We start from the raw sequence: 12,040 nt of genomic DNA, 5'->3' as shown, positions 1-12,040 counted from the left end.
GTTGTTGTTCTGAATCTCGAAGAGAATCAGGGTACCTTTGGAGTCCTCGGCAAGGATGTCGACGCGGTTGTACTTGTCGAACTCGCTTTCCTGGTTGCTCTCGCTTTCGAGCAACCGCCGGATGGTGATTTTCTCGTTGAGCAAGGTGGTCAGCAACCCTTCCAGTACGGAAAAGTTCGCTTTATCCCTAAGGAGGTGTTTCATCGCCCAGTCGAAACGGATGTAATTGGCCATGGTTTTCAGTGTTATATACTGCAAAGGAACGGATTAATTTTGAATTAGGCAAGGAGGAGAGGGGGAGATGATTTTCCCTATTCACTTAAAAACTATGCCCCAGTTTTAAATGGATAAAAGCGTCCTGTTCCCGCTGTAAAGTGAATGAATTTTCTTACCTTTGTATAAATAGGATGCGGTTCTGTAAAAGCAATCAAACCAGTTTGTTGCTTTTCCTCCCGGCTTTCACTATCTTTGCCACAACTGTTGCACCTAAACACTGAAGTATGAGACAGGTCCCTAAATTTTTCAATACGGCAGGTCCAATTCAGCCTGATATCCATTATAATATCGATCCGTTGACACGTATCGATCTGGAAGAATTGGAATCGTTGATTTATCAGCGGAAATATTTTGTGCTTCATGCTCCTCGTCAGACGGGTAAAACGTCCTGCCTGCTGGCTTTGCGTGATTACCTGAACACCCGTGGCGAGTTTTATGCCGTCTATGCCAATGTCGAGGTGGGTCAGGCGTCCCGGAACAACGTGGAGGAAGTGAACCGGAATGTGGTCAGTGTGATTGCCCGTGAAGCTTCGCGGGTTGTAGGCACCGGTATGCCGTCGGCCTTGCGTTTGGAACTGGAAAAAGAAGAGGCAGCCTCCAATTTGTTGGGCAGTTATCTGGACCGTTTATGCGAATCGCTCGACCGTCCTTTGTTGCTTTTCATCGATGAAATCGACGCCTTGGTGGGAGATTCTTTGGTGAGCATCCTGCGTCAGCTTCGTTCCGGTTATGCCAATCGTCCGGGTCATTTCCCTCAAAGCATCATCCTGTGCGGTGTCCGTGATGTTCGTGATTACCGTATCGTACTTTCGAATCAGGACATCATTACGGGCGGTTCGGCGTTCAACATCAAAGCGGAATCCCTCCGCCTGGGCAATTTCTCCCGTGAAGAGATCCGTACGCTCTACCTGCAACATACCGCCGCTACGGGCCAGGAATTCGACGAATCCTGTTTTCCGATGATCTGGACGGCCACGGAAGGTCAGCCGTGGCTGGTGAATGCCCTGGGCTACGAAGTGACGAGCCGCATGAAAGAAAACCGCGACCGTAGTATCCGCATCATCCCAGAAATGATATACCGTGCACAGGAACAAATCATCTACCGCCGTGACACACATATCGACATACTGATCGACAAACTTCGTGAAGAGCGTGTCCGCCGTGTTATCGGTCCGATACTGGCGAACGAAACGGATGCCGAAGAGAGTCTGATGCCGCAGGATGATGTACAGTATGTCGCTGATTTGGGACTGATCACCCTGGATAAACCCCGTCGGATCGCGAACGCCATCTACAGGGAAATCATCCCCCGCGAACTGACGTGGACCACTCAGAGCGGACTGGTCCAGCAGGCAGCGTGGTATATGAACCCGGACAACAGCATCGATATGGAAAAATTACTTTTGGATTTCCAGCAGTTTTTCCGTGAGAATGCGGATTCTTGGATCGAGCGTTTCGACTACAAGGAGAGCGGCCCTCAGTTGCTGTTGCAGGCATTCCTGCAGCGTGTGGTGAATGGCGGCGGGTACATCGACCGGGAGTACGGATTGGGGCGTGGCCGTACGGATTTGCTGATCCGCAAGCCCTTGACGGACGGTTACGGGGGCCCCGTGCAACGCATTGTGCTGGAACTGAAAATCAAGCGTGGCGATCTGGACAAGACCATCGCTAAAGGCCTGGAGCAGACAGTGTGGTATATGGACCGCTGCGGCGATGTGAGCGAGGGCCATTTCATCGTCTTCAACCGGGACAAAGGGGTAAGCTGGGATGATAAGATCTGGCACCGTCGGGAGGAATACGGCGGGCGGACGATTACCGTGTGGGGGATGTAGCATTGACTTTGCAAAGAAAACAAAACAGCAGGTTGATAAAGTTCGTTTTCCCGAATTTTTCTTTTAACAGGCGGATAGCCATAGATTTCGTATTATATACCGTTTGCAGGCTCAGATTGAGCTGGCCGGCGATTTCTTCCATTTCGTAACCCGAAAGATACAGGTTCATAACCTGGGCACAATTCTCGGGTAACATGACGAGACATTTTTGCAAAAATGCGTACACTTCGTTTTCTGTGATTTCAGAGGCAAAGGTCTGAGCCGTTTCTGTATATGTTTTATATTTGCCCTGTACTTTTCGGTGTTCTAAATAACTTTTGTACCGGTTTTTGATACTGGTATAAAGGAAAGCTTTCAATTTGAGCAGGGATTCGAAGTGAGTCCCCTTATTTTCCAGCAGCGAACAAAACACATCCTGTACGGCATCCTCCGGCGAAACGGTGGTGCAATTGTACAGACGGGATGCATAAAGATGCAGTTCGGTAAAAAATAATTTGTAGACAGACACGAAAGCTTCCGTATCGCGGGCGTTGAAACGCGATAACAGGAGAAAGTCTTGTTGTCTGTTTGCATCGGGCATAAGTGATTCTGCACTTTTAAACAATACAAAACTATAAAAGTTTGGAAAATAATAAGCTGATTTCTGAATAGGATTCGGAAAAATCTGGTAAAAAATGGAAATAAAGTGTTAATAGAATGTTAATATTTGAGTTTTATCGGTAAAAAAAGCAAACAAATCGGATATAAGTATAAAAATTCGGATAAAATGAAACAGTCCTATGTGAAAACAGCCGAAGAGGCCATAAAAAAGGCCGAGGCTGTACAATATCGTTTCCTGACACAAGAGGAATTTGGTTCCGGGCAAGTTCCGGATTCGGTATGGGAGGCCGGGGCATTGGAGGAGCAGCTCGATAGTTTGCACCGTATAGCCCGTATTGACCAGGAGAAGGCTGCCGGAAAGTTAAAGGAGAGGCTCTGCGGAGTGAAACGGGCGAAGAGCCGCCGCCTCCGGATACTCCGGCTCGCAGTGGCGGCTGCGGCGGCAATTCTGGTTGGAATGTGCCTGTATCCGTGGGTTGGGAACCGGGCGGGGTATTCTCTTGAGGGCACCTATGTCCGGGAGGAGAAAGTGACGGTACCGACCGTATTCCGGGAACGGGACGAAAAGACGATAGACCGGAGAGCTTTGGAGATGCGGGAGACGGGAAATACTTACGTCGTGACGGCGGAAACCTTACCGCCGGATGAACTGCTTGCCGGAGAATCGGTAGTATACGAGAGGGTGGTGATTCCGGTCGGTTATACCTGTTCGGTGTCATTGCCCGACGGCTCGGCTGTTGTCCTGAATGCCGGCAGCGAACTCCGGTTTCCCGGCTGCTTTTGCGATTCGGTACGCGAAGTGGAGTTGAAAGGGGAAGGATATTTCGAAGTGGCGCATTCCGGATGTCCTTTTATCGTCCGGGCAGGTGAAACCAAAGTAACTGTTTACGGTACGCGCTTTAATTTATTTTATTCCGACCGTTTGACTGTAACGGAGGCGGTACTGGTGGAGGGAAGTATCGGTTTGATGGCAGGCGGTAAAGAAACGAAAATCCGTCCTAACCAGCGAATCCGTTACGATTCCGGTGAAGCGCAGTTGCAGGTGGAAGAGGTGGATGCGGACGATTACATACAGTGGCTGACAAACAATTTCAAATACAGGGGGGCGCGGCTCGACCGGATTGCTTTCGACCTTGCCGCATGGTATGGTGTTGAGATAGAAGTGGCACCGGAAATTGCCGTTGAAGTGTATAGCCTCGAATTCGGGAAAGAACTATCCCTGGACGAAGTGGTGTGGGCTTTACGGAAAATTACGGGCAGAACGGTAAAAAAAGAAGGAGGTGTGTATCGGATAGAGTAAGAAAATAAAAGAAAGAGAACCTTTCCAGGAAAGATTCCCTTTCGAATACCGGCAAGGTGCGATTTTGCGAGTTCCGTATCCTTGTCGTCCCGTTTAAGACATAATTGAAACATTACATCGAAAACTTACACAAGTTTATGAAAAAAAAAGAAATAATAAATCGTTCCGGAAAGAATAAATGGGTGGTGGGCCTGTTTTTGTTTTTCTTTCCGTTTCTGTGTTACCCGAATCTCTCGTCCGCTTCTCCGGAAGAAGAGGCCGATGCGGTGTGGCAAAACACGGATAAAAAAGTGACATTGAAAATGACCGGTAAAACCTTGGCGCATATCCTTTCCGGGATAAAGGCGCAGACGGGACTTTCTTACGGTTTCCGCGACACTCCGGATACGGCTCAACACGGTCTTTATTCGATAGACGTGAAAAATGTCAGCGTTGAAGAAGCTTTGAACACTTTGTTGAAAGGAACGGAATTCACTTATACGATTGAATCCGGATGGATACTTATCCGTACCCGGCAGGAGCACTCCCCAAGCGATGCTGTTTATAACAGAGTTACGGTGAAAGGACGGGTTGTCGATGAAAAAGAACAGCCGATGCCGGGGGTGACGGTCATGCTGAAAGGTACGGGTATCGGAGCCGTAACCGGTGTGGAGGGGGAATATCGGTTGGATTTTCCCGAAGTGGAGAATGTGGCGTTGGTGTTTTCTTTCGTCGGCATGAAAACGCAGGAGGTAAAATATACCGGACAACCGGAATTGAATATCGTCATGCAGGAAGACGTTGCCCAAATGGATGAAGTGGTGGTGACCGGTATTTTCAAAAAAGCCCGGGAGAGTTATACCGGGGCGGTAAGCACGATTGGAAAGGAGGAGATTTTGGCCTATCGGGGGCAGAATATGTTGCAGACCTTGCGAAATATCGATCCGGCGTTCAATGTCGTGCAGAATAATGAATTTGGCAGCGATCCCAACCGGTTGCCGGATATTACGGTGCGAGGCAGTTCGTCGTTGACAACCAATTTGAAAGAATTGAACGAGGGGACGAAAAACGATTTGAATGTACCTTTGATTATTATGGATGATTTCGAAATATCGTTAACCAAATTGATGGATTATAACGAGGAGGAAATCGAGTCGATTAATATATTGAAAGATGCGGCGGCTACGGCTATTTATGGTTCTCGCGGGGCAAACGGTGTGGTGGTGATTGTTTCTAAAAAGCCGCAGGCGGGAAAATTGAGGGTGTTTGCGCAAGCCGGGATGACATTGGAAATCCCTGATCTGACGTCGTATGATTTAATGAATGCACGGGATAAGTTGAGTTTGGAATGGGCCGCAGGTCTGTATCATCATGAAACCAATCCCGAGAGGGATATCGTTTTGAAAGAGGCTTATTACAAGCGGTTGAAAGCGGTGGAGGAGGGCGTGGAAACGGATTGGTTGAGTCAACCGTTACACGTTGGAGTCGGGCAGAACTATAACCTGCGGTTTGAAGGGGGAAGCGAGGAATTTCGTTGGTCTGCTTCCCTGGGATATAAAGATATCCAGGGGGCCATGATCGGTTCGGGCCGGAAGACGTTTAGTGGGGGCGTGACTTTATCTTATAGTTATAAAAATTTGACATTCAGGAATCAGACGAGTATAGGAAGTAATAAAAGCGAGGAAAGTCCTTACGGCTCTTTCAGCGATTATGCCCGCCAGCAACCCTATAATGCCCCTTGGACGGATGACGGAAAATTGAACCGTTATTTTGACGGTTGGGATGCCTGGGAAACGCAGGTCCAAAATCCTTTGTACGATGCCACGTTGGGTAATATAGATAAAAGCGGATACGTGGAGATTATCAACAATTTCTCCGTCGAGTGGAAAATGACACCGGAGCTGACGTTAAGGGGGAAATTCGGGATATCGCACACGAATAATACTTCGGACATGTACAAATCTCCTGAAAGCTCTGAATTTAAGGATTACACCGGAGATCAGGTATTGCGTAAAGGACGGTATGCCTACACCACGGGGAAAGCGAACACGTATGAAGGAAACGTGACATTGAGCTATGCGAAAGTGTTCGGGGAGGTACACTCCCTCTATGCCGGTTTGGACGCTTCCATCGCTCAAAATGACAGCAATTCCTACGGGTTTACGATGGAGGGATTCACGAACGATAGGCCGTTTATAGGGAATGCATTGAATTACGCGGAAAATGATATGCCTTCCGCATCGGAGTATACGACCCGTCGACTCGGGCTGGTCGGGAATGTCAATTACGTGTATGATAATCGCTACTATGTTGATTTATCGTTGCGTACGGATGGTAGTTCGCAATTCGGCTCCAACAAGCGTTTCGGAACCTTCTGGAGTGCCGGTCTGGGGTGGAACGTGCATAACGAGCATTTCTGGGGAGAGAATCCATACCTGAACACCTTACGTTTGCGCCTGTCTTATGGTGAAACCGGTTCCCAAAAATTCTCTGCCTATCAGGCTTTGCCTATGTTCAAGTATTATGACGATGATCGCTACGCCTACTGGGGTGGTGCTTATTTGATGGGATTGGGAAATGAAGACTTGAAATGGCAGGTGACGGCGCAATACAACCTCGGGATGGAATTTTCCGTGTTGAACAATCGGGTGAAAGGAAGTCTGGATGTGTACTCGAAGTTGACCAATAACTTACTGTCTGCCATGGATATTCCGTTGGCAACCGGTTTTTCTTCTTATATGGAAAATATCGGGAAAGTGAAAAATACCGGTTTCGAGATGTCCGTGAGCGGTTATATTATTCGGGATACGGAACGGAAGATGAGTTTGATGGTGTCCGGCAAGTTGGCTTATAATAAAAATGAGATCACCAAACTGTCGGATGATTTAAAACGCCAAACTGAAGAAATGTTGATGGACGACGTGGATGTGAACACGCTTTATTACGAAGGGCGTTCGCAAAATTCGATTTATGCGGTACGCTCTTTGGGGATAGACCCGAGTAGCGGCAAGGAAATCTTTTTGGATAAAGACGGGGAGCCCACCTTCGAGTGGAAACCTTCGGCAAAAGTGTATATGGGCGTGAGCGACCCTTTGTATCAAGGTAATGCGGGGGTAATGTTTTCTTACAAGGGGATGACGTTGAATCTTTCTTTCGGTTTTCATTGGGGAGGAAAGCAGTATAATTCCACCTTGTTGGATAAAGTGGAAGTGACTCCCTCCACGATCAAAACGGGCAATGTGGACAATCGGGTGTGGTCGGACCGCTGGATGCAGGAGGGGGATGAGGTCTATTTCAAGGGCATCAGTAATGAAAAGACGCGAATGACTTCCCGTTTCGTGATGCCGGATAATGTATTTTCGCTCCAGTCGGCTAGCGTGCAGTATGATTTGAATACCCCTTATTTGCAAAAATGGGGAATCCAGAATATGCGTTTTTCGTTGAATATGTCCGATCTTTTTTACCTCTCTTCCGTGAAGCGGGAGCGCGGTACTTCCTATCCGTTTGCCCGTAACGTCGGGTTGAATATTTCTTTATTGTTTTGATTAAATGAAGCGTATATGAAAAAATATATTGTTTGCAGTTTATGTTTTTGGATCTTGTGTTCCTCTTGCAACGATTGGCTGGATGTGAAGCCCCAGGGACAAACGGAAGAAGAGGATATGTATACGACGTATGAAGGGTTTAAGGATGCCTTGACGGGATGTTACGTGAAGTTGAAGGACCGGGATTTGTATGGGGAGGGGTTGACGATGTCGCATATTGAGTCATTGGCACAGTTGTGGGATCTGTCCGGTTCAACCCGGGACGCGGATTTGGCTTTGGCTCGGTACGAGTATGAAAACACGTATGCCAAAAGTGTGATTTCCGGTATATATGGCGGTCTGTACAACGTGATCGTGCAGGCTAATTCCGTGCTCAGGCATTTGGAACATGGGGGGGATTGTATCGAGGATTCCGTGGCTTTTCGGGTCTTGCAGGGAGAGGCGTTTGCCATTCGGGCTTTCTGTCATTTGGACGTGTTGCGGCTTTTCGGGCAGATGCCTCAAAATCCGGTACGCAAGGTGACGTTGCCATACTCGGAAGACGTGTCGTTCAAGAATTTACCAAGGTATTACGATTATGCGGCTTTTTGCGGGAAATTGGAAAGTGATCTGCTGGCAGCTGAAAATGCCCTGAGTGTGGATCCGGTGATCAGTACTTCGCTGACATATAGCGGGCAGGAGGATGATTTTCTGGATTTCCGGGGATTGCGGTTGAATTATTATGCGGTGAAAGCCTTACAGGCCCGTTTTTATCTTTACACAGGGCAGACGAAGAAAGCTTACGAGGCGGCGAAAGCGGTGTACACGGTCATGCCGGTGAGTTTGAGTTCCATGGCGGATTTCAATTTGCAATATTATGCCGCACCTTCCGAATGTCTGTTCGCACTGAGCAATCATAAATTGATTGACTATTCGATAGGCGTGACCGGGGTAGGTAGCGACCGCTTGACCGGCACGAATTTGTTTATTTCCGCAGAAATGCGCGACAAACTTTATGAGGGGCAGGATATTACCACGCATGCCGGTTATGCTAACTCTTGGAACACGAGTATTCCTGATGCGAATGGTAATTATAATTATGCTTGCGTGAAAAAGTATTATTATGATGCCGGGCAGGAGTATGGTGCCAATGTCCTGTTGATGAAATTGCAGATTGTACCGGTGTTGCGGATGAGTGAAGTGTACTTAATTTTGTTGGAAACGACAACAGACCTGGAGGAAGCAAATCGCTTATATGCGGATTACATGGCGGCTCGCAATGTGAATGTGTCGGCGTATTTTACGGATCTCGCCAGCGTGAAAAACTTTGTGTTGGAAGAGATTCGCCGGGAATTTTATGCTGAGGGGCATCTGTTTTATGCCTACAAGCGTCAAGGAATTCGTAAGATGCTTTGGGGGGCTGCGGAAGTCGGGGAAGCGGAATATATTTTACCCCTTCCGGATTCGGAATATGACCCGGGTACGGGAAAGTAATGATTAAAATGAAAATTGTATGAAAAATAAATTTCTGATATTATGGATGTTGTCGTCCGTGTTGTTGTCGGCTTGCGATGAGGAGTTGACTCCTTATAACGTGGATACTTGTTGGTTGGGTTTTGATATGGAAAATTCAGCAGATACCCTGGTGTACCGTACATTTATTTATTCCGGACCTCAGGCGGAAACGGATACCGTGTGGATCCCATTGAAAACGATAGGCAAGGTGGTGGACTATGACCGTCCGGTAAAATTGGTCCAATTGCCGGTGGAGGATTCTTGTGCTGTTGCCGGCAAACATTTCGTGGCTTTTGATGATGCGGCTTTGCATTCCTGTTACATTATCCCTGCGGGGAAGACGAGAAGCGAACTTCCCGTGGTATTGAAACGGGATGTTTCGTTGAAAACGGATAAGGTGTTGATAGAGATTGCTATCGGGGAGAACGAGTATTTCGTTCCGGGTTTCGTGTTGCCCAAGTGTATATATGTTTGGGTGACGGATCAATTGGATCGTCCTTCGTTTTGGGCGACAGCGGAAGATGCAACGCTGAACACGAAAATCGGTATATATGATCCGGTGTTACATCAATTCCTGATTGACGCGACGGGAGAAAAGTGGGATGACGAGTATATCGCGAGTCTGGGACTCACGAAAGGATATTTGAACACGGATTGGGGACCGACAATGACATATTGGGATGATTTGGGTCCGGATTATGATGTAAATTACATGAATTATTTGGTGAGTCGGCTGCAGGAAGCTTTGAAACAAGAAAATGCTGCACGGGCGAACCGGGGAGAGGAACCGTTGAAAAGGTCGGACGGGACGGAATTGAAGATTGGTAAATGAAATTAAAATGTAGGTATATGGAAAATGCGAAACGATATATATTAGGGGTTATCATGCTTTTGGCATTGATACAAGGCTGTTATGAAGACGAGGGGAATTATGATTATTCACCACTTCCTTCTATACAGATAAATGGGATGAATACGATCTATCATCCCAGGCGATTATTGGATTCGTTGATCATTCCTATCACGGTGGAAACAGAATATGCATCTTCCGATTTGAAATACACGTGGTTTATTTTTAACAGCGGAAAGGTGGATTACATATCAGCCGTGGAGGTAGATACGATTGGCCGGGAAAAAGATTTGAGCTATTTGGTTTCGGAAGAACCTGGAAATTACATATTGACGGTGAAAGTGGAAAATACGGCTAACCAATATGCAGTGTATGCTTCCGCGTCGGTTCGGGTGGAATCGGAATTTTCCAGAGGATTTTATATTTTGAAAGAGACACCGGATGGAAACTCGGATTTGGATTTCAGTTCCGATTCGCTTGAAATGGCGAGAGATATTTTCGTTTCGATGAAGGGCGAGGCATTGAAAGGTAAACCGTTGTTGTTGGCGCAGTTGATGAATACTCCTTATGTAGATCCGAACAGTCAGGAGCGGACGAAGGGACATGTGTTGGGAATCACGACGGAGGAAAGCGTGTGTCTGTTGCGTACTTCCGATCTGGTCACGGTACATGACGAAGAATCTATGTTTTACGGGGTAGAAGAAGAACATCCCCGACGTTTGGCACGAGGTTTTTTCCGGACCATGTATTTCTCTGAAAACAGTGTTTACAGCGTAAGAGCGAATACTAACGGGAGCGGGATCATGGGAGTGCCGGATACTATCCGGGGAGCCTCGAAATGGGCTGTTTACGACCGGCAGAAAATGGGGTTCATGTACTGGGATGAGTTGAACGGTCGTTTTTTGTTTGTGAATTCCAACGGGGTGGTTTCTGTGTACGAGAATAATGCTTCATCGTATCAGCCAAACGGTATCAAGGATAAAATGTTGTATATGGGGATGTTGTACAATACGGCGAATACCTCTTTCAAAAACGTGGCGTATGCTGTGTTTGAATCATCGGGAGGAGAGCGGAAATTGTATAAATTGAAGCATGGCGGGACAACGAATCCGGTGCAGGAGGTACAAGTGTTTGCAGGTAACACGAACTTTGCCCGGGCAACGACTTACGCGGTGTGTGCGTCGAACACTCCGATGATTTACTACGTGACGGATGGAGTCTTGTATGCTTATTCTTTGACGAATAATATCGAGGTTCCTGTGTCTGTTCCGGGATTGCAGGCGGGAGAGACGGTTTATTATGTGGCGAATAAATACTGGCGTCCTTATGGGGGTGATTACACGAAAGATTATTTGGTGATCGGGACAACGGGAGGAAATAATGATTATACGCTCCGTTTGTTTAACATGGTCGGGGGAGTACCCCAGGGAAATAGCCTTCCCGAGTACCAGTTTAGCGGGAATGGAAAAGTGGTGGATTTGCAATATATCGCATCCACATTTACCGAAAATATGATTGTGCGTGGAGCTACCGGCGGTAATTACGGATTGTGTTATTAGTTTTGGCTGCCCTTGGGGTAGTCGGGGAAATAAAAACGCCTTATAGTCGAAATGATTATAAGGCGTTTTTGGGGTTTGTCCGGCTCCATTACAGCTATGTCGTCAGCCTTTACGATATCGATACGTTTTTTGGCAATACGGTACGGATAGTCCAACATGATTTTCCTATCGGTCCCTCTTATCGTGCAGACTTCCTTGTCCGCCTGAATATTCTGAGCGGTGGCCGGCCTTCTTTTCCAGGCGAAGCCGTTGCTTCGGCGCCCCATTAACCAATAGATAAACTAACCTGTTGTGGATGATTTGCCGGTCTGAAAAGCGTCGGGTTAGGATTGTCCTATTATACTTTTCTCCATGATATGTGCCGGCTCGTTTTGACGGACCGGCAGACTCCGGGCAGTACCCCGGTGCCTGCCGTTTTTTGGTGCTTACAGGAAAGCCGTTATGGTTGATTTCCATGACGAATGGACGCTTGGGAAACTGTCCGGGCGGTTCTATAATGAGTCTGTTAATGCTCCAGTTTTTTTATTTCCTCCTCCGAGAGTTCGGTGTATTTACGGATGACATCGATGGGGAGTCCGTCGGCCAGCATCTTTCGGGCGGTTGCC

10 protein-coding genes are annotated in these 12,040 nt (G+C 47.4%); 7 read left to right on the top strand and 3 right to left on the bottom strand.

Going from position 1 to position 12,040, the window contains the following annotated elements; translation table 11 throughout:
• A partial coding sequence (locus tag AC5RDS_RS02115; RefSeq protein WP_494222192.1) for a PD-(D/E)XK nuclease family transposase occupies window positions 1–234 on the bottom strand: 234 nt, incomplete at its 3' end.
• Window positions 235–500: 266 nt separating this feature from the next.
• Here AC5RDS_RS02115 and AC5RDS_RS02110 point away from each other — a divergent pair.
• Entirely contained in the window at window positions 501–2,108 is a 1,608-nt protein-coding gene (locus AC5RDS_RS02110) for an AAA family ATPase (protein WP_175316031.1), read from the top strand.
• Here AC5RDS_RS02110 and AC5RDS_RS02105 read toward each other — a convergent pair.
• A complete protein-coding gene (locus tag AC5RDS_RS02105) occupies window positions 2,089–2,688 on the bottom strand; it encodes an RNA polymerase sigma factor (protein WP_175316032.1) in 600 nt (199 codons plus the stop codon). The two genes, AC5RDS_RS02110 and AC5RDS_RS02105, sit on opposite strands and share 20 nt — an antisense overlap.
• Window positions 2,689–2,874: 186 nt before the next feature.
• Here AC5RDS_RS02105 and AC5RDS_RS02100 point away from each other — a divergent pair, with 186 nt between their 5' ends.
• The 6 genes from AC5RDS_RS02100 (at window position 2,875) to AC5RDS_RS02075 (ending at window position 11,704) form a co-directional block, all read left to right on the top strand.
• Window positions 2,875–4,008, top strand: coding sequence for a FecR family protein (locus AC5RDS_RS02100; protein WP_175316033.1), 1,134 nt, complete (start codon window positions 2,875–2,877; stop codon window positions 4,006–4,008).
• Window positions 4,009–4,145: 137 nt separating this feature from the next.
• Entirely contained in the window at window positions 4,146–7,532 is a 3,387-nt protein-coding gene (locus AC5RDS_RS02095) for a SusC/RagA family TonB-linked outer membrane protein (RefSeq protein WP_175316034.1), read from the top strand.
• Between the two features lie 15 nt (window positions 7,533–7,547).
• Entirely contained in the window at window positions 7,548–9,005 is a 1,458-nt protein-coding gene (locus AC5RDS_RS02090) for a RagB/SusD family nutrient uptake outer membrane protein (protein WP_175316035.1), read from the top strand.
• Window positions 9,006–9,024: 19 nt separating this feature from the next.
• A complete protein-coding gene (locus AC5RDS_RS02085) occupies window positions 9,025–9,858 on the top strand; it encodes a DUF4843 domain-containing protein (protein ID WP_175316036.1) in 834 nt (277 codons plus the stop codon).
• Between the two features lie 17 nt (window positions 9,859–9,875).
• Window positions 9,876–11,435 carry a PKD-like family lipoprotein gene (locus AC5RDS_RS02080; RefSeq protein ID WP_175316037.1) on the top strand — a complete coding sequence of 520 codons (1,560 nt, stop codon included), beginning with the start codon at window positions 9,876–9,878 and terminating at the stop codon, window positions 11,433–11,435.
• Window positions 11,426–11,704: a hypothetical protein gene (locus AC5RDS_RS02075; protein ID WP_175316038.1), complete on the top strand. Its 279-nt coding sequence runs from the start codon at window positions 11,426–11,428 to the stop codon at window positions 11,702–11,704. Before AC5RDS_RS02080 ends, AC5RDS_RS02075 begins: the two co-directional genes overlap by 10 nt.
• A gap of 236 nt (window positions 11,705–11,940) precedes the next feature.
• On the opposite strand, the gene AC5RDS_RS02070 is transcribed toward AC5RDS_RS02075, so the two are convergent.
• A complete protein-coding gene (locus AC5RDS_RS02070) occupies window positions 11,941–12,024 on the bottom strand; it encodes an Rpn/YhgA-type helix-turn-helix domain-containing protein (RefSeq protein ID WP_494222191.1) in 84 nt (27 codons plus the stop codon).
• Between the last annotated feature and the right edge of the window lie 16 nt (window positions 12,025–12,040).

This window comes from Odoribacter sp. (genome assembly GCF_985060555.1).
Note: the sequence above shows the minus strand (reverse complement) of the source record. Positions and strands in the feature narration are given on the sequence as shown.

Bases quoted from the DNA above. Each gene is read 5' to 3' on its own strand.
- AC5RDS_RS02110 (WP_175316031.1), top strand. From the start codon at position 501: ATGAGACAGGTCCCTAAATTTTTCAATACGGCAGGTCCAATTCAGCCT.
- AC5RDS_RS02105 (WP_175316032.1), bottom strand. From the start codon at position 2,688: ATGCCCGATGCAAACAGACAACAAGACTTTCTCCTGTTATCGCGTTTC.
- AC5RDS_RS02100 (WP_175316033.1), top strand. From the start codon at position 2,875: ATGAAACAGTCCTATGTGAAAACAGCCGAAGAGGCCATAAAAAAGGCC.
- AC5RDS_RS02095 (WP_175316034.1), top strand. From the start codon at position 4,146: ATGAAAAAAAAAGAAATAATAAATCGTTCCGGAAAGAATAAATGGGTG.
- AC5RDS_RS02090 (WP_175316035.1), top strand. From the start codon at position 7,548: ATGAAAAAATATATTGTTTGCAGTTTATGTTTTTGGATCTTGTGTTCC.
- AC5RDS_RS02085 (WP_175316036.1), top strand. From the start codon at position 9,025: ATGAAAAATAAATTTCTGATATTATGGATGTTGTCGTCCGTGTTGTTG.
- AC5RDS_RS02080 (WP_175316037.1), top strand. From the start codon at position 9,876: ATGGAAAATGCGAAACGATATATATTAGGGGTTATCATGCTTTTGGCA.
- AC5RDS_RS02070 (WP_494222191.1), bottom strand. From the start codon at position 12,024: ATGCTGGCCGACGGACTCCCCATCGATGTCATCCGTAAATACACCGAA.